This window comes from Methylobacterium sp. 77 (assembly GCF_000372825.1).
Taxonomy (GTDB): Bacteria; Pseudomonadota; Alphaproteobacteria; order Rhizobiales; family Beijerinckiaceae; genus Methylobacterium.
The window spans coordinates 3,727,865-3,744,991 of sequence record NZ_KB910516.1; the positions used below are offsets into that span (position 1 = coordinate 3,727,865).

The 17,127-nt window shown below is 68.8% G+C and carries 14 protein-coding genes; 9 read left to right on the forward strand and 5 right to left on the reverse strand.

Annotated elements, in window-relative coordinates:
* Positions 1-3: 3 nt before the first annotated feature.
* The 4 genes from A3OK_RS0117705 to A3OK_RS0117720 all read left to right on the forward strand — a co-directional run bounded on the left by A3OK_RS0117705 (position 4) and on the right by A3OK_RS0117720 (position 3,955).
* Positions 4-1,050 (forward strand): sulfate/molybdate ABC transporter ATP-binding protein, encoded by a 1,047-nt coding sequence (locus A3OK_RS0117705; RefSeq protein ID WP_019906225.1) that lies wholly within the window; start codon positions 4-6, stop codon positions 1,048-1,050.
* Between the two features lie 101 nt (positions 1,051-1,151).
* Positions 1,152-1,709, forward strand: a complete 558-nt coding sequence (locus A3OK_RS0117710; RefSeq protein ID WP_019906226.1) for a DUF4337 domain-containing protein — start codon at positions 1,152-1,154, stop codon at positions 1,707-1,709.
* 190 nt (positions 1,710-1,899) lie between these two features.
* Positions 1,900-2,418 carry a phosphate-starvation-inducible PsiE family protein gene (locus A3OK_RS0117715; protein WP_019906227.1) on the forward strand — a complete coding sequence of 173 codons (519 nt, stop codon included), beginning with the start codon at positions 1,900-1,902 and terminating at the stop codon, positions 2,416-2,418.
* Positions 2,419-2,608: 190 nt separating this feature from the next.
* Entirely contained in the window at positions 2,609-3,955 is a 1,347-nt protein-coding gene (locus A3OK_RS0117720) for an L-serine ammonia-lyase (protein ID WP_019906228.1), read from the forward strand.
* A gap of 60 nt (positions 3,956-4,015) precedes the next feature.
* On the opposite strand, the gene A3OK_RS0117725 is transcribed toward A3OK_RS0117720, so the two are convergent.
* Entirely contained in the window at positions 4,016-6,349 is a 2,334-nt protein-coding gene (locus A3OK_RS0117725; protein WP_019906229.1) for a Tex family protein, read from the reverse strand.
* A 212-nt stretch (positions 6,350-6,561) separates the two neighbouring features.
* On the opposite strand from A3OK_RS0117725, the gene A3OK_RS0117730 reads away from it, so the two are divergent.
* Positions 6,562-7,671, forward strand: coding sequence for a hypothetical protein (locus A3OK_RS0117730; RefSeq protein ID WP_019906230.1), 1,110 nt, complete (start codon positions 6,562-6,564; stop codon positions 7,669-7,671).
* A 105-nt stretch (positions 7,672-7,776) separates the two neighbouring features.
* Here A3OK_RS0117730 and A3OK_RS0117735 read toward each other — a convergent pair whose 3' ends face one another.
* Entirely contained in the window at positions 7,777-9,252 is a 1,476-nt protein-coding gene (locus A3OK_RS0117735) for a glucan biosynthesis protein (RefSeq protein ID WP_019906231.1), read from the reverse strand.
* Positions 9,253-9,490: 238 nt separating this feature from the next.
* Here A3OK_RS0117735 and mdoH point away from each other — a divergent pair, with 238 nt between their 5' ends.
* On the forward strand, positions 9,491-11,413 hold the full coding sequence (mdoH, locus tag A3OK_RS0117740; protein WP_019906232.1) for a glucans biosynthesis glucosyltransferase MdoH: 1,923 nt from the start codon (positions 9,491-9,493) through the stop codon (positions 11,411-11,413).
* 9 nt (positions 11,414-11,422) lie between these two features.
* Here mdoH and A3OK_RS0117745 read toward each other — a convergent pair whose 3' ends face one another.
* On the reverse strand, positions 11,423-11,920 hold the full coding sequence (locus A3OK_RS0117745; RefSeq protein ID WP_019906233.1) for a hypothetical protein: 498 nt from the start codon (positions 11,918-11,920) through the stop codon (positions 11,423-11,425).
* Between the two features lie 62 nt (positions 11,921-11,982).
* Positions 11,983-13,149, reverse strand: a complete 1,167-nt coding sequence (locus A3OK_RS0117750) for an aminotransferase class V-fold PLP-dependent enzyme (RefSeq protein WP_019906234.1) — start codon at positions 13,147-13,149, stop codon at positions 11,983-11,985.
* A 127-nt stretch (positions 13,150-13,276) separates the two neighbouring features.
* On the opposite strand from A3OK_RS0117750, the gene A3OK_RS0117755 reads away from it, so the two are divergent.
* Positions 13,277-13,795 (forward strand): TspO/MBR family protein, encoded by a 519-nt coding sequence (locus A3OK_RS0117755; RefSeq protein ID WP_019906235.1) that lies wholly within the window; start codon positions 13,277-13,279, stop codon positions 13,793-13,795.
* A 7-nt stretch (positions 13,796-13,802) separates the two neighbouring features.
* On the opposite strand, the gene hemA is transcribed toward A3OK_RS0117755, so the two are convergent.
* Positions 13,803-15,146 (reverse strand): 5-aminolevulinate synthase, encoded by a 1,344-nt coding sequence (gene hemA, locus A3OK_RS0117760; RefSeq protein WP_019906236.1) that lies wholly within the window; start codon positions 15,144-15,146, stop codon positions 13,803-13,805.
* A 345-nt stretch (positions 15,147-15,491) separates the two neighbouring features.
* Between hemA and A3OK_RS24400 the strand changes: the two genes are divergently transcribed.
* Together A3OK_RS24400 and murA are read left to right on the forward strand one after the other, a co-directional pair.
* The gene (locus A3OK_RS24400) at positions 15,492-15,668 is read left to right on the forward strand and encodes a hypothetical protein (protein ID WP_196805450.1); all 177 of its coding nucleotides are present in this window, start codon (positions 15,492-15,494) and stop codon (positions 15,666-15,668) included.
* A 151-nt stretch (positions 15,669-15,819) separates the two neighbouring features.
* Positions 15,820-17,109 carry a UDP-N-acetylglucosamine 1-carboxyvinyltransferase gene (gene murA / locus A3OK_RS0117770; RefSeq protein WP_019906238.1) on the forward strand — a complete coding sequence of 430 codons (1,290 nt, stop codon included), beginning with the start codon at positions 15,820-15,822 and terminating at the stop codon, positions 17,107-17,109.
* The last annotated feature ends 18 nt before the right edge of the window (positions 17,110-17,127 follow it).

Consider the following 17,127-nt stretch of genomic DNA (forward strand, 5'->3'; position numbering starts at 1 on the left):
CCGGTGGAATCGTCAACCGCGATCCGGGTCGAGGGACTGTCGAAGACCTTCGACACGGCGGCCGTGCTGCACGACCTCTCCCTCGACGTGCGGGCGGGCGAGCTGCTGGCGCTGCTCGGGCCCTCGGGCTCGGGCAAGACGACGCTGCTGCGCATCATCGCCGGGCTCGACTTCCCCGATCGCGGCCGCATCATCTTCGGCGGCGACGATGCCACGCGCGTTCCCGTACAGCAGCGCGCCGTCGGCTTCGTGTTCCAGCACTATGCCCTGTTCAAGCATATGAGCGTGGCCGAGAACATCGCCTACGGCCTGAAGGCCCGTAAGCGCGCCGACCGGCCGGAGAAGGCCGAGATCAAGCGCCGCGTCGGCGATCTCCTCGACCTCATCAAGCTCTCGGGCTTCGCCGACCGCTACCCGTCGCAGCTCTCGGGCGGCCAGCGCCAGCGCATCGCGCTCGCCCGCGCCCTCGCCGTGGAGCCGCGCGTCCTTCTGCTGGACGAGCCCTTCGGCGCCCTCGACGCCCAGGTCCGCAAGGACCTGCGCCGCTGGCTCCGCGAGATCCACGACCGCACCGGCCAGACCACGATCTTCGTGACCCACGACCAGGACGAGGCCCTGGAACTCTCCGACCGCGTCGCCGTCCTGTCCAAGGGCCGCCTCGAACAGATCGGCACCCCCGACGAGGTCCAGGAGAACCCGGTCTCGTCCACCGTGCTCAAGTTCCTCGGCGATACGATCGAGGTCGAGGCGATCGTCCAGGGCGGCGAGGTGCGCGTCAACGGCCGGCTGACCCCGGTCAAGGCACCGAGCGGTCTCGTCGGCCCGGTCAAGCTCTATGCGCGGCCGTGGCAGCTGCAATTCGCCGAGCCCGACCAGGCCCATCTCGAAGGCTCGGTCCGCTCGTCCTATCGCAGCCAGGGCCGCCAGCGGATCGAGGTGGACCGGCCCGAGGGCAAGACCGTCGTGGTGGAAGCCTCGGACACCGCCCGCCTCGCCGCCGGCCGCCATGTCGGCCTGAAGATCATCGGCGGGTACGTGTTCAAGGATTGAGGCGCGAACCCGGCGCGACTTAAGATGACGGAGGAAACGGTTGCGCTTCCTTCCCGGATCGGCTGTGACTCCCGCCGTCGAAACGAGAGGGAGCATCCGGCATGTCGGGTCATGGAGCCGTCGAAGGCTCGAACAAGAAGGTCGCGCTACTGATCTCGGTGCTGGCGCTGTTCCTGGCGCTGGCCGAGACCCTGGCCAAGGGTGCGCAGACCGAGGCGCTCAGCGCCAACGTCGAATCGTCCAACCAGTGGGCGTATTATCAGGCCCGCACCATCCGCGGCACGATCCTCAAGACCGCCGACGAGACCCTGGCGCTCATTCCCCCCGGCAGCATCAATGCCGAGGCGATCACCGCCAAGCGGACGGAATGGGCCAAGACCATGGCCCGCTGGGAATCGGACCCCGCCACCGGCGACGGGCGCAAGGAGCTGCAGGAGAAGGCGCGGGCGTCGCAGGAGCACCGCGACCTCGCCCTTCATCGCTACCATCATTATGAATTCGGCTCGGCCGCGTTCCAGATCGGCATCGTGCTCGCCTCGGCACAGGTCATCACCGGCATCGCGGCCCTGACGCTGGCAGGCGGTTTTCTCGGCATCGCCGGCCTCGTGATGCTCGGGTTCGGCCTCTACGCACCGCATGTCCTGCCGTTCTTCCACTGAACCGGACATGCATTGAGCCGGACTTGCCCTGAATCGGAGTTGCCCTGAGTCGGAGTTGCCCTGAGTCGGAGTTGGACGGAGTCCTTTCCCGCACCGAGCCGATGGACGGGCCACGCCACTTCGGCGGCGAGACGCTGGAAGCGGCACAACGCCTGACACATGTAGCGTGCTGGGTGGAGGCCGGCACGACATGGCGCATGACCGCGAGCAGGACAGCGAGCAGGAAGGCCGGCTGACCCGGATCTCGGCCTTCGTCTTTCTGCATACCGAGCACGCCATCTATGCCGCGCTTGGGCTGCTTCTGGCGGCCACCGCCGTCCTCGCCCTGATCGACGCGACCGGGATGCTGTTCGCTGCGATCCGCGAACTCGGCGGCTCGGCTCAGCTCCTCAAGATCGTCGACAGCCTGCTGTTCCTGCTGATGCTGGTGGAAATCCTGCACACGGTGCGCGTGTCGATGCGCTCGGGCAAGCTCACCTGCGAACCCTTCCTCATCGTCGGCCTGATCGCCTCGATCCGGCGCGTCCTCGTCATCACCCTGCAATCCTCGGAGGTGATGCACGGGCCGATGAGCCCCGAGCGCGACGCCCTGTTCCGTGCCTCGATGATCGAACTCGGCGTGCTCTCCGGGCTCATCCTCACCATGGTGATCTCGATCTTCCTCCTGCACCGCGCCCGTGACGACCAGAAGGTGGCGGGCCAGGAGTGACCCTGCGCGGCTTTGCCACGGCCGCCCGGACGACGGTCGAGAGACATCTGTCGGAGGAGCGGCGGCGCGAATTTCGCAAGCGGGGCCGGCGCGCTCGCTATCGCATGTCGAGAAGCGAACCCCGATCTTCGGAAAACGGGGCTCGTTCGACGAGGAGTCGCGATGCTGCCTGTGGGACGGACCGGGACCGATGATCAGCGCCTTCGACCTGTTCAAGATCGGCATCGGCCCGTCGAGTTCGCACACGGTGGGTCCGATGGTGGCGGCGCGCGATTTCCGCGAGCGGACGAGACGCCTTGCCGGCCTCGCCCGTATCCGTGCCGAGATCTTCGGCTCCCTCGCCTGGACCGGGCGCGGGCACGGGACCGATGTCGCCATCCTGCTCGGTCTCCTCGGCCATAGCCCGGCAGCGATCGACCCCGACCGCGTCGACGAATACGTGGCCGAGGTGAAGCGGACGGCAAAGCTCGGCCTCGGCGGCCCCGCCTTCGCTCTCGAGACGGATCTCGTCTTCAACTTCACCGAAGTGCTGCCGGTGCACACCAACGGCATGCGGTTCCGCGCCCTCGACGGTCACGGCGCATTGCTCGACACGGTCACCTGCTACTCCATCGGAGGCGGCTTCGTCGTCGGCGAGGACGACGTCCTGGCGGGTGAGGCGGTGGATTACCCACTGCCCTATGCCAGCGCCGCCGACCTTCTGGCGACATGCCTGCGGACCGGCTTCTCCATCGCCCAGGTCCAGCGTGCCAACGAGGGGGCCAGCCGCAGCCGCGAGGAGATCGACGACGGATTGGACACCATCCGCGACGCGATGTTCGCCTGTATCGACCGGGGCCTTCGCCAGACCGGAGAATTGCCGGGCGGCCTGAAGGTGCGGCGGCGCGCGAAGAAGCTGTTCGAGGATCTCGAAGCCCACCGCCACCTCAATACCCGGCCGGCCCACGAGATCATGGACTGGATCAGCCTGTTCGCGCTTGCCGTGAACGAGGAGAATGCCGCCGGCGGGCGTGTGGTCACCGCCCCCACCAACGGCGCCGCCGGCATCGTCCCCGCCGTCCTGCGCTATGCCCGCGACTTCTGCCCGGGCTGGTCGGACGAGCGCGGCCGCGAATTCCTGCTGGTCGCGGCCGCCATCGGCGGCCTCATCAAGAGCCGCGCCTCGATCTCGGGGGCCGAGGTCGGCTGCCAGGGAGAGGTCGGCTCGGCGGCGGCCATGGCGGCGGCCGGACTCGCCGCCCTGCTGGGCGGCTCGACCCTGCAGATCGAGAACGCCGCCGAGATCGCCATGGAGCACCATCTCGGCATGACCTGCGACCCGATCGGAGGCCTCGTCCAGATCCCCTGCATCGAGCGCAACGCCTTCGGCGCCAACAAGGCGGTGGTGGCGGCCTCCCTGGCGTTACGCGGCGACGGCATCCACCGGGTCAGCCTCGACGAGGTCATCGAGACCATGCGCCAGACCGGCCACGACATGCAGGCGAAGTACAAGGAGACCTCGCTCGGCGGCCTCGCGGTGAACGTGGCTGCGTGCTGAGGGGGACGCGCCACCTGAACGCCGGGCTCCGAAGGAAATGAACGGTCCTCCGAACTCCCCCTAGCGCCGTCCGCGATCCTTCCCCTCCGCCGCCCGGCGCAGGGCCTCGGCGAGGGCTCCGTCGGGGGCCGGGCTCCGTGGCGCCGGTGCGGGAGCCGGTTTCTGCTGAGGCCGTGAGGAGGACGGGCGCTCCATCGAGCGTCCGCTCCGCTCGGCACCCGCTTCCTCCGAACGCATGCTGAGCGCGATGCGTTTCCGGGCAGCATCCACCTCGACCACGCGGACCTGAACCACGTCGCCGGGCTTCACCACCTCGCGCGGGTCCTTCACGAACCGGTCGGCCAGAACCGAGATATGGACGAGGCCGTCCTGGTGGACGCCGATATCGACGAAGGCGCCGAAGGCGGCGACGTTCGTCACCACGCCTTCCAGCCGCATGCCAGGCTTGAGGTCGGAGATCTTCTCCACCCCATCCTGGAAGGTCGCGGTCTTGAAGGCGGGGCGAGGGTCGCGACCGGGCTTTTCCAGCTCCGAAAAAATGTCGGTGACGGTGGGCAGGCCGAAGGTCTCGTCGGTGAAGCGCTTCGGATCGAGCCCCTTCAGGACGGGACCGTTGCCGAGGACGGCGGTGATGGGCTGCCCGGCGGCAGCGAGGATGCGGCGCACCACCGGATAGGCCTCCGGATGGACGCCGGACGCGTCCAGCGGATCGTCGCCCCCGCGGATGCGCAGGAAGCCGGCGGCGAGTTCGTAGGCCTTGGGACCGAGGCCTGCGACCTTCTTGAGGCTGGCGCGGGTGCGGAACGGACCTTTCTCGTCCCGCACCGTCACGATATTGGCCGCCACCCGCTCGGACAGGCCTGAGACGCGGGCGAGCAGCGGCGCGGAGGCGATATTCACGTCGACGCCGACGCCGTTCACGCAATCCTCCACCACCGCGTCGAGGGCCTTGGAGAGCTGACCCTCGGCGAGATCGTGCTGATACTGTCCGACGCCGATGGCCTTCGGCTCGATCTTCACCAGTTCGGCCAGAGGATCCTGCAGGCGGCGGGCGATGGAGACGGCCCCGCGCAGGGTCACGTCGAGGCCCGGCAGTTCGGCGCTGGCATAGGCGGAGGCCGAATAGACCGAGGCGCCCGCCTCCGACACCATCACCTTGGTCAGGGTGAGTTCGGGCTGCTTGGCGATCAGCTCGGCGGCGAGCTTGTCGGTCTCGCGCGAGGCGGTGCCGTTGCCGATGGCGACGAGCTCGACCTTGTGTGCGCGGCAGAGCTTGGCCAGCACGGCGAGCGCGCCGTTCCAGTCGCGGCGCGGCTCGTGCGGATAGATCACCTCGGTGGCCGCGACCTTGCCGGTGGCGTCGACCACCGCGACCTTCACCCCGGTGCGGAACCCCGGATCGAGCCCGATTGTCGGCCGAGCCCCGGCGGGAGCGGCCAGCAACAGGTCGCGCAGGTTGCCGGCAAAGACTCCCACCGCACCGGTCTCGGCGACCTGCCGCAAGCGCGAACGCAGATCGGTGTCGAGGGCGGGTTTCAGCTTGGTACGCCAGGTCCGGCGCACCGTTTCCATCAGGAAGCGATCGCCCGGCCGGCCGTGATCGCCGATGCGGAAGGCGCGGGCGATGCGCAGCTCCTGCCAGGACGGCAGACCCTTCTCCGCCACGTCGCCGGGAGCGTCGGTGATGTCGAGGTCGAGGATCTCCTCCTTCTCGCCCCGGTACAGAGCCAGGATGCGGTGCGAGGGCAGACGGGTAAGGGGTTCGGAGAAGTCGAAATAGTCGGCAAACTTCTCGCCGCCGGCCTCCTTGCCCTTCTTCACGGTGGAGGTCATCCGGCCGCGCTGCCAGACCGTATCGCGCAAGGTCCCGACGAGCTCCGGGTCTTCACCGAACCGCTCGATCAGGATGGTGCGGGCTCCCTCCAGCGCGGCGTCGAAATCGGCGATGCCCTTGGCCGCATCGACGAAGCCCGTCGCCGCCTGTTCCGGCGCGCGTTCGGGATGGGCGAGCAGAGCCTCCGCCAGGGGGCCGAGCCCGGCCTCGCGGGCAGCCTGCGCCTTGGTTCGGCGCTTCACCTTGAACGGCAGGTAGAGGTCTTCGAGCCGCGCCTTGGTGTCGGCGGCCAGGATGCGGGCCTTCAGGGCCGGGTCGAGCTTACCCTGTCCGTCGATGCTCTCGAGGATCGCGGCGCGGCGCGCTTCCAGCTCTCGCAAGTAGGCGAGGCGCTCTTCGAGGTCACGCAGCTGGGCATCGTCGAGGCCGCCGGTGGCTTCCTTGCGGTAGCGCGCGATGAACGGCACCGTCGATCCCCCGTCGAGGAGTTCGACCGCCGCATTGACTTGCCGCTCGGCGACCTTGAGTTCCGCCGCGATGGTTGCAGTGATGGCGGCCATGGATTCCTCACGGACAGACGAGGCCGCGGTGTCTACAGGCCGGGCGGCGGACCGGTCAAACCTCACGGGCTCGATCCGACGGGCTCCGGGCCAAGACGTCCCCGTAACAAAGGCCCCGTGTCGATACCGATCGGAGCGCGAGAGGCGATGGACAAAGGCCCCGGCCCGGCGGAGACTTGTGGCAAGAACGAACGGGTCAGGGAGAGAAGCGCATGAGGCTCAGGCTTGGTCTGGCCGTGCTCGTCATCGCCTTCGCGGGCGCGGCCGCTGCGGAGCCCCCGACCTTCCAGGTCGACCCGGCCTGGCCCAAACCCCTGCCGAACAACTGGATCATGGGTCAGGCCTCCGGCGTCGCCGTGGATGCCGAGGATCGGGTCTGGGTGGTGCAGCGCCCCCGCTCCCTGACCGATGACGAGAAGGCCGCCAGCCTCTCACCGCCGCGCACGAAATGCTGCCATCCCGCGCCGCCCGTGCTGGTCTTCGATCAGGCGGGCACCCTCGTCCGCGCCTGGGGCGGCCCCGGCGAGGGTTATGACTGGCCCCAGAACGAGCACGGCATCCATATCGACCACAAGGGCTTCGTCTGGCTCGCCGGCAACGGCGAGCAGGATGGCTTGATCCTGAAATTCACGCAGGAGGGCAAATTCGTCCTGCAGATCGGCAAGCAGGGTCCGCAGACCAACAGCCTCGACACGACGCGCCTCGGCAGGCCGGCCGCCATGCAGGTGGACCCGGAAACCAACGAACTGTTCGTCGCCGACGGCTACTACAATCACCGGGTCATCGTGTTCGATGCCGAGACCGGCGCGTTCAAACGGATGTGGGGCGCCTACGGCCGGCCCCCCACCGACGAGGCGCTGCCGGCCTACGACCCGGCCGCCGCGCCGGCGCAGCAATTCCGCAACCCCGTCCATTGCGTCCAGATCGCCCGCGACGGGCTGGTCTATGTCTGCGACCGGGCCAACGACCGCGTCCAGGTGTTCCGCCGCGACGGGACCTTCGTGAAGGAGTTCTTCGTGGAGGCGAGCACCCGCGCCAACGGCTCGGTCTGGGAGCTGGCGCTGTGGCCCGACGCCGACCAGACCTACCTGCTCAACGCGGACGGCGCCAACAACGAGGTCCGCACCCTGAAGCGCGACACCGGCGAGGTGCTCGGCGCCTTCGGCCGCAACGGCCGCATGGCCGGCGATTTCCACTGGGTCCACAACCTCGCGGTCGACAGCCGGGGCAACGTGTTCACGACGGAGGTGGATACGGGCAAGCGCGCGCAGAAGTTTTTGTTCAAGGGGGACATGGTGCTGAGGAAGCGGGCGGCGCCGTAGAGACGGAGATGGCCGAAGGCGCCGTCTCCCAGGCGTTCGGATGCCGCATTGGACTGCCCTTCGGCGATCGCGATCTCACCCGGTTCGGCCTCCACCGAGCCGTGATCAGGCCGCGTTGTCCCAGGTCTCGCTGATCGGGCGACCGGACCGCATGAGGCGCGCGCGCAGGATGACGTCGCCGGGTGGCAGCGGCGTCGGCGGGCGCCATTCCACGTAGAGGCGCCAGCCCCCGGTCTGGGGCACACGCTCCACCACCGGGTCGACCATGGTGCCGGCACTGGCCGAAACCTCGGCGGCGACCCCCTCGTCAGGGCCGGCGGGCAATCCCGGTCCCTCGAAATCGATGACGTAGAGGCGGCGCTCGGGGCTCGGCGGCGTGGTCGGCCGCAGGCGCTCCGCCGAACCGACGCGGGTCGAGACCACCCTGGCAAGGGCGCTCAGAACGGCGGTGTCCGGCTCGGCCCCGACGGTGGAGAGCGTGTAGGCGAGGTCGAGGGCGCTCCCCGCCGCCACGGGCGCGCCCGGCACGAAGGCGGCGACGATGTTGTCCATGTATTCTTCGCGGGAGGGTATCTCGAAGAGCTGCACGGCCCCGGCGCCGAACCCTGCCTGAGGCGTGACCCAGAGGCCGGGACGGGCTTCATGACGCGCCTGGACATCGAGATAGCCGGCAAAATTCCTTTCGCGTTGAAGCAGGCCGAACCCGTCGAGGGGATCGACCTGGAAGGCCGAGATCTGCGGGCCGCGCCGTCCGTTGATGAGCGGACGCCACAGACGGTCGTCCCTGGTCGAGACCACGAGCCCGTCGGAATCGTGGACCTGGGGCCGGAAATCGTCGAAGGGCTCGGCCCCTCGGGCGCCCGGCCCGTTCTCGCCGTGCAGGAACATGCTGGTGAGAGGCGCGAGGCCGAGGCGCGGGATCGCGGCGCGCGGATGCAGCGAGGCGGTCACGACCATCCGTGAAGTCTCGCCGGGATGGACCTCGAACTGGTAGGCCCCTGCCAGACTTGGTGAATCGAGAAGGGCCAGGATCGTGACGGTGCGGGCCTCGGCCTTCGGCTCGCAGATCCAGAATGCCGTGAAGTCGGGAAACTCCTCCGCTCCCGGACCACCGGTCTGGATCGCGGCACCACGCGCCGACAGGCCGTATTCCTGCGTCTTTCCCCGGAGCCGGAAATAGGAGGCTCCGAGGAAGACCAGGAATTCCTCTTGCTGAGCCGGCTTTGCATCGTCGAAGGCGTAATGGAGGCGGAAACCGGCAAAGCCGAGATCGCTCGGGAAATCCTGTCCGGCCAGGGCGGAGCCGAGTTCGAACAGACCCGACCGATAGAGGATCGGCTGGGGCGGTCCGTCCGGGGGCTGGAGGAACAGGGCGACGCGCTTCTTCTGCAGGAAGCCGCGATGGAACAGCTGCAGCGAGAAGGACTCGCCGAGCTTGGGCGCCGCATCGGGCCGGAAGGTGATGGCGCGGTATCCATCGTAGCTGAGGCCGGCGAGCGGGGCCGGGAGATCCTCGGGAGCGGGGCTGTAGGGCGCGCCGGCGAGACGCCGTGCCTGCTCGATCACGCCTTCGAAGGTCATCGGCTCGTCCTGGCGAGGTTCAACTCTGTCCGCGGCCATCGTTCTGGCGGTATTCAGGTCGACGGCACTAGGAATCGCCATGCCTGCCGCCACGCTCAGCGCGGTTCGCAAGGTCTGCCGCCGCGAGAGGGTGTCGCGCCCCGCAAATTCGTCTCCACCGTCGCCCCGTATCATCGATGCCCTTTTCTTCGTGACGGACGACGGTTCACTTCAGCCTCGATCGAGTGTCCCGCGCCCCATGTCCACCACACGGTTGTCGCACGACGCATCCCCGGCCGGTATCCCGAACCCGGTGATTCCCGAGAGCCAGTCCGGCAAGACGCCTTCTTTGGAGACGCCCTCGCTCCTGTGGCGACGGCTCCTGCTGGCGGTGCCGACGCTGGCCACCGCAGGGGCGATCTCGTGGCTCGCCGTCTCCGCCTACGGACGCCCCGACGGCGCGTTGGACTGGTCCGTGCTGGTGCTGTTCTGCCTCGTGATGGCGTGGCAATCCTTCGTCGCCTGGCAATACGTCTACGGGCTCGTGGCGGCGGGATTCGGCGATGCCGCCAAATCCGCGATCGAGATCCGCTCGGCCGCCGTGCCGGCGACCGCCTCGGGCCTGAGCCGCACGGCGGCCGTGGTCGCGATCCATGCCGAGGACGCGGTGGCGGTGTTCGCCGCCTTGCGGGTCATGGCCCGCTCGCTCCAGCGCGCCGGCGGCGACGGGTCCGATCTCGACATCTTCGTCCTCTCCGACACGCGCGACGGCGCCATAGCGGCGGTGGAGGAGCATGAATTCGCGCGGATCGAGGCCTGGGCGGGCCTGAACGGCCCCGGCCTGCCGCGCTTCCGCTACCGCCGCCGCCTCGACAATGCGGGCCGGAAAGCCGGCAACATCGCCGAGTTCTGCAGGAGCTACGGCACCGAGTACGATTTCATGATCGTGCTCGACGCCGACAGCCTCATGACCGGCGCCACCATGCGCCGCCTCGCCCGGCTGATGGAGGAGGCTCCCAAGGTCGGGCTGATCCAGACCGTCTCCTACGCCACCGGCCGCGACACCCTGTTCGCCCGCATCCAGCAATTCGCCGTGCGGCTCTACGCGCCGCTGTCGATCCGCTGCCTCGAGACGTGGCAGGGCGCGGATGGAAGCTATTGGGGGCACAACGCGATCCTGCGGGTCGCGGCCTTCGCCGACAACGCCGAATTGCCGGTGCTGCCGGGCAAGGCGCCGCTCGGCGGCGAGATCCTGTGCCACGACATCGTCGAGGGCGCACTCCTTCGCCGCGCCGGATGGGAGGTCCGTCTCCTGCCGGAGATGGGGGGAACCTGGGAGGAGATGCCGACGAACCTCGTCGATCTCCTCGGGCGCGAGCGGCGCTGGTGCCAGGGCAACATGCAGCACCTGCGCGTCACCACCCTGCCCGGACTGCGCGCGGCGAGCCGCTGGCACCTGATCGTCGGGATCGTGTCCTACCTCGCTTCCCCGCTCTGGGTGCTGTTCCTCGCCGCCGCCTCGATCCGGGCCGCCGTCACCGGCGATCTCGGCCTGCTGGCCTACGGGCTCACCGGCACCGGGCTCGCCGCCCATGGACTCGCAGCCCTCGTCGTCACGGTGCTGGCGCTGCCGAAGCTCCTCAGCCTCGGCCATGTCCTCGCCTCGCGGACCCGCCGCGCAGCCTTCGGTGGCACCGCCTCCCTTCTGCGGAGCGCCGTGCTCGAACAGATCGTCTGGGTGCTGCTCTGGCCGGTCATGACCGTCTTCGCCGCCGGCGCCGTCGCCACCACCTTCATCGGCCGCGTGGTGCGCTGGGATTCGCAGGTGCGGGACGACCGGCAGGTGCCGTGGTCCGAGGCGATCCGCCTGCAGCTGGATGCCCTGGTGGCGGGCGTCCTGCTCGCCGGCCTCCTCGCCTATGCCGGCGACCTCTGGCTCACCCTGTGGATGGCTCCGGTGGCCATCGCCCTGCTCACGAGCCCCGCCTTCAGCGTGCTGACGAGCCGCGCCGATCTCGGCCGCGCGTCGCAGAGGAACGGCCTGTTCCTGTCCATCGACGACACGGACCGCGCCGCCGAACTCCTCGACCTCGCGGCCACCCGCCGCGGCGAGGAGCGGGGCAACCGCATCCGCCAGGAAGCATGGGCGAGCGGAGACGCGGAGGTCTCCGCGCCACGCTGAATCCTGGGGCTACGGCTTCTCCAGCACCTCGATCGGGTTGGTGCGCTGGCTCGGCCTGGGCTCGGCGGTGACGGCGCCGGCATTTCCATCGGCCTTCTCACGACGGGCACCGGAGCTTTTATCCGCGCCGGGTCCGGTGCCCTGGGTCGGCACCGTCCCGCTCGCCAGTTCCAGGCACGTCACCATCTCCACGTAGGAGGGGTATCCGCCGGCCTGGAACTGCTTCTCGCACTGGCTCTTTGCGGCCGACGAGTAATCGCCCCAGCGGCGCTGGGCCTCCTTTCGCGCATCTTCCTCCGACCGGAGGCAGCCCTCGACGGTGGAATTATCGCTGACGCTGGCTTCCGCGCGGACATCCGACTTGCACGTCGCCTTCACGTCGAGCGTGGGCGGACCGTCAGCGGCCGAGCCAGCACCGGTGAGGGCGACGAGCGCGAGGGCGCCGGTCAGGAGGGTGAAGGGGTATCGCATCGGGTCGTCCTCGATCGTATCGCGGCGGCCGCCCATCGGCGGCCCGTCCCTCGCACAACGCGCGAAGGCCGCGATCACACCAGGGACGGAGGACGAAATCAGTCGAGGGCCGCATCGAGATCGGCGAACAGGTCGTCCACATGCTCGATCCCCACCGAGAGCCGCAGCAGATCGGGCGGACAGGGCGTGCCCGGCCCCTCCACCGAGGCGCGGTGCTCGATCAGGCTTTCGACGCCGCCGAGCGACGTGGCGCGCTTCCACAGCCGCACCCGCGCCGCCGTGGCGATCGCCGCCGTCTCGCCGGCCGCGACCCGGATCGACAGCATGAAGCCGAAGCCGCCTTCCATCTGGCGCGCCGCCACCGCGTGGCCGGGATCGTCGGGCAGGCCGGGATAGAGCACCGACGAGACGCGCGGATGGACCGAGAAGCGCCGGGCGAGGTCTGCCGCGGAGGCCGATTGCGCGGCGACGCGGAGGGGCAAGGTCCGCAGCGAGCGCATCAGCAGGTAGGCCTCGAACGGCCCGAGGATCGCCCCGCCGCCAGCCCGGATCGCGCCGATCCGCTCCCAGAACGCATCGGCGCGGGCCCCGGCCACGACACCGGCGACAACGTCGGAATGCCCGTTCAGGATCTTGGTGGCCGAGTGCATGACGATATCGGCCCCGAGCGTCAGGGGCCGGGTGTGGATCGGCGAGGCGGCGGTGGAGTCGATGGCGAGGCGCGCGCCGGCCTCATGCGCGATCCCGGCGGCGGCGGCGATGTCGGTGATGGTCCAGAGCGGGTTTCCGGGCGTCTCGATCCAGACGAGCTTCGTCGTTCCCGGCCTGATCGCGGCGCGGAGGGCGTCGAGGTCGTCCATGGCGACGAAATCGAGGCCCCAGCCCCGGCGCGGCGCTTCCTGCTGGAGCCAACGCTTGAGAGCCCAGTACATCACGAGCGGCGCGACGATATGGTCTCCGGGCTCGAGGGCCGAGAAGATAGCCGTGGCGGCCGCCATGCCGGAGCCGAACAGCATCGCGCCGGCTTCCGCCTCCTCCAGCATGGCGATGACCGCCTCCGCCTCACGGGTCGTGGCGTTGTCCGGCCGGGCATAGGAGAAGCCGGAACCGTAGCCGTTGTCGGGATCGCGGATGAACGTCGTCGAGACGTGCAGCGGCATCACCACCGCCCGCGTCGCCGGATCGACATGGCCCATGGCCTGTGCGGCCAGGGTGCGCTTGGCGAAGGGGTTGGGGCGACGGGATGGGATGCTGGACTCTGTCATCGGACCATCCGTACGGTGCGGGCGTTGGAGTGTCATCGGCAGGACACCGGTTTCGGCGACGTCGTCGCTGTCGCAAGACGGAATTGCGGGTCCGAGCCTCAGCGCCCCGAAGGAAACACCCCTCGCGATGACGTCCGCCCTCCGCGTTCCAGAACAGCCGGTCTTCTCCCTCTGGCCACGTCTCGCCCTCGCCATCCTGCCCGTCGTGGCGACGTCCGTCCTCGGCTCGCTCAGCACCACGCCCAATATCGAGGGCTGGTATGCCGGGTTGAACAAACCGGACTTCAACCCACCGAACTGGCTGTTTCCGGTGGCGTGGACGATTCTCTACGCGATGATCGCGCTGTCGTTCTGGCGATTGCTCGGGACGTTTCCGGTAAAGGGTCCGATGCGGCAGGCCTGGTGGCTGGCGCTCGGTGCCTTCATTGTCCAACTCGCGCTCAACGCGGCATGGTCGCCGACGTTCTTCTCGGCCCATGCCCTCGGCTGGGCCGGCATCGTCAGCGCGGCGATGCTGGTGATGATCCTCTGGACGATCCGCCTGTCCTGGCGCTTCGACCGTCTCGCGGCGTGGCTGCTCGTGCCCTACGCCGCCTGGGTCACCTTCGCGACCGTGCTCACCGTCGCGATCTGGCGGTTGAACTGACCGGTTCCTACTCCGCCGCCTCGACGAACACCGTTCCGGCGCGCGGCAGGTCCAGCGTGTCCCAGGTCTCGGTCAGCGCGGCCGTCAGCTTGGCGATGCGGGCCGCGTCGTGGAACGGCGACGGCGTGATCCGCAGGCGCTCGGTGCCGCGCGGCACGGTGGGGTAGTTGATCGGCTGAATGTAGATGCCGTGCTGTTCGAGGAGGTGGTCGGCCGCCGCCTTGCACAGCTCGGCATCGCCCACCATCACCGGCACGATATGGGTCTCGGTGGGCAGCACCGGCAGCCCCGCCTCCTCCAGTGCGATCTTGGTCAGGGCGGCCTGGCGCTGATGCGCCGCGCGCTCGACCTGCGAGCGTTTGAGATAGCGCACCGAGGCGCGGGCGGCGGCGGCGATGGCCGGAGGCAGGGCGGTGGTGAAGATGAAGCCCGGCGCGTGGCTGCGCACCGCGTCGCACAGCACGGTGGAGGCGGTGATGTAGCCGCCGACGCAGCCGAAGCCCTTGGCCAGCGTCCCCTCGATCACGTCGACCCGGTGCATCACCCCGTCGCGCTCGGCGATCCCGCCGCCGCGCTCGCCGTAGAGGCCGACCGCATGGACCTCGTCGAGATAGGTCATGGCGCCGTATCTGTCGGCGAGGTCGCAGATGGCGCCGATATCGGAGACGTCCCCGTCCATCGAATAGACGCTCTCGAAGGCGATCAGCTTCGGTCGGTCGCCGGCCGCGATCAGCAATTCCTCGAGATGAGCGAGGTCGTTGTGGCGGAAGATGCGCTTCTCGCAGCCCGAATGGCGCACGCCCTCGATCATCGAATTGTGGTTGAACGCATCCGACAGGATCAGGCAGTTCGGGATCAGCTTGGCGATGGTCGAGATGCCGGCCTGGTTCGAGACGTAGCCCGAGGTGAAGACGAGACCCGCCTCCTTGCCGTGCAGGTCGGCGAGTTCACGCTCGAGGTCCACCAGCGGCGAGTTGTTGCCGGCGATGTTGCGGGTGCCGCCGGCGCCGACGCCGCAACGGGCGGCGGTCTTGGTCATGGCCGAGACCACGTCCGGATGCTGGCCCATGCCGAGGTAATCGTTGGAACACCACACCGTGATCTCACGGGTGCCGCCATCGGGGCGGCGCCAGTTGGCGGTGGGGAAGCGACCGGCGATCCGCTCGATATCGGCGAAGACCCGGTAGCGCCGCTCGTCGTGCAGCCGATCGACCGCCTTGCGGAAATAGGCCTCGTAATCGGTCCGTCCGTGCCCGAATGACGCGCTGGTCGAGGATCCCTCAGCGGAGGAATCGCGGGGCGTCGTCGTATCGCTGATCATCGTCATCGCGGGCATCCGATTCACGGGCATCCGTCCTTCGCGTTCTGGCCGATCGAGGGGTGGGACCGCCATGGGCGGACCTGCCACATCCGTTCGTCTGCATTCAGCAGCGGCATCGTTTCAAAGGGCTTGTTCCGAAGCACCAAACTCTCCGCTGCAGGCCTCGTCCGACGGGATACCCGCTTGCGCAACGATTTTGCTTCGTATGGCGCGGAAGGAATCAGGCAGTGCTGATTTCGACGCCACCGCCCCGACGATACAGGCGAACTTGGAATTGGTTCAAGTCGACTCCTGCATTCCAGCTCTGCACCTGTTGAGACCGGTTGGCAAAGTCGATACGTCGCCCTGGCGACGATGGGTCGCGCAGTGACCGCCATGACGAACGACGCCACGCGCAACGAGCGGCTGAAGGCTGCTCTGCGGGACAATCTGAGGCGCCGGAAGGTTCAGAGCCGGGTCCGTGCCCAGACCGATCCGGCACCTTCCGAACAGCAAGCGGACGAGGCCGGGACGGAACGGAAACCGGAGCCCGAGGCCGATGAGCACGGCTGACGATCCCTTTTCGGACAAAACTACCGTATAGGCGGCTCGATAGCGCGGCTCCGGTAGCGGACCGCCACCGTTTTGCTGAACCATGAAGGTGCCGCCCTCTCCCGTTTCCTCGTCACGAGGAGGCCGGCGCGGCGCCTCGCGAAGGACGACGATGGACCGGATCAACATCATCGGCGGCAAGCCGCTCAACGGCGTCATTCCGATCTCGGGCGCCAAGAACGCGGCCCTGCCGCTGATGATCGCGAGCCTGATGACGGGGGAATCCCTCGAACTCATCAACATCCCGCGCCTCGCCGACATTCACGCCCTGCTGCGCATCCTCGGCAACCACGGCGTCGACCACATGGTGGTGGGCAAGCGTCCGGGCCAGACGACGGAGACCGGCCAGACCATCCGCCTCACCGCCTCGAACGTCATCGACACCACCGCGCCCTACGAGCTCGTCTCGACCATGCGGGCGAGTTTCTGGGTGATCGCTCCGCTGCTGGCGCGCTTCGGCGAGGCCCGCGTCTCGATGCCCGGCGGTTGCGCCATCGGCACGCGCCCCGTCGACCTCCTGCTGATGGCGCTGGAGCGCCTCGGTGCCACCGTCGAGATCGATGGCGGCTACGTGGTGGCGAAGGCCAAGAACGGCCTGCGCGGCGGCGAGATCCACTTCCCCAAGGTCACCGTCGGCGGCACGCATGTGGCTTTGATGGCCGCCGCCCTGGCCAACGGCTCCACCCTGATCGAGAACGCCGCCCGCGAGCCGGAAGTGGTCGATCTCGCCGATTGCCTCATCAAGATGGGCGCGAAGATCGAAGGGGCCGGCACCCCGCGCATCACCATCGAGGGCGTCTCGCGCCTGCACGGCGCCCGCCACACGGTCCTGCCGGACCGGATCGAGACCGGCACCTACGCCATGGCCGCCGCGATGGTGGGAGGTGACGTGACCCTGGAGAACACCCGGGCCGACCTCCTGCACAGCGCCCTCGACGTGCTGAAGACCACCGGCGCCGAGATCACCAGCACGGCCGACACGATCCGCATCCGGCGCAACGGCGGCGGCATCGCGGCCGTCGACGTGACCACCGACCCGTTCCCGGGCTTCCCCACCGACCTGCAGGCGCAGTTCATGGCGCTGATGACGCTGGCCAAGGGCCAGTCGCACATCCGCGAGACCATTTTCGAGAACCGCTTCATGCATGTGCAGGAACTGGCGCGCCTCGGCGCCAAGATCCGGCTCGAAGGCGATCTCGCCATCGTCGAGGGAGTGGAGCGCCTCAAGGGCGCGCCGGTGATGGCCACGGATCTCCGCGCCTCGGTCTCCCTCGTCATCGCCGGCCTCGCCGCCGAGGGCGAGACCAGCATCAACCGGGTCTACCATCTCGACCGCGGCTTCGAGGCGCTGGAAGCCAAGCTCGGCCGCTGCGGGGCCGAGATCAGCCGCATCCGCGCCTGAACGCGGCGTCTCCCGCCG

Coding starts and splice junctions, on each gene's coding strand:
- A3OK_RS0117720 (WP_019906228.1), top strand. CDS start 2,609: ATGATCAGCGCCTTCGACCTGTTCAAGATCGGCATCGGCCCGTCGAGT.
- A3OK_RS0117710 (WP_019906226.1), top strand. CDS start 1,152: ATGTCGGGTCATGGAGCCGTCGAAGGCTCGAACAAGAAGGTCGCGCTA.
- hemA (WP_019906236.1), bottom strand. CDS start 15,146: ATGCCCGTGAATCGGATGCCCGCGATGACGATGATCAGCGATACGACG.
- A3OK_RS0117715 (WP_019906227.1), top strand. CDS start 1,900: ATGGCGCATGACCGCGAGCAGGACAGCGAGCAGGAAGGCCGGCTGACC.
- A3OK_RS0117755 (WP_019906235.1), top strand. CDS start 13,277: ATGACGTCCGCCCTCCGCGTTCCAGAACAGCCGGTCTTCTCCCTCTGG.
- A3OK_RS0117750 (WP_019906234.1), bottom strand. CDS start 13,149: ATGACAGAGTCCAGCATCCCATCCCGTCGCCCCAACCCCTTCGCCAAG.
- A3OK_RS0117735 (WP_019906231.1), bottom strand. CDS start 9,252: ATGACCTTCGAAGGCGTGATCGAGCAGGCACGGCGTCTCGCCGGCGCG.
- mdoH (WP_019906232.1), top strand. CDS start 9,491: ATGTCCACCACACGGTTGTCGCACGACGCATCCCCGGCCGGTATCCCG.
- A3OK_RS24400 (WP_196805450.1), top strand. CDS start 15,492: ATGACGAACGACGCCACGCGCAACGAGCGGCTGAAGGCTGCTCTGCGG.
- murA (WP_019906238.1), top strand. CDS start 15,820: ATGGACCGGATCAACATCATCGGCGGCAAGCCGCTCAACGGCGTCATT.
- A3OK_RS0117725 (WP_019906229.1), bottom strand. CDS start 6,349: ATGGCCGCCATCACTGCAACCATCGCGGCGGAACTCAAGGTCGCCGAG.
- A3OK_RS0117730 (WP_019906230.1), top strand. CDS start 6,562: ATGAGGCTCAGGCTTGGTCTGGCCGTGCTCGTCATCGCCTTCGCGGGC.
- A3OK_RS0117745 (WP_019906233.1), bottom strand. CDS start 11,920: ATGGGCGGCCGCCGCGATACGATCGAGGACGACCCGATGCGATACCCC.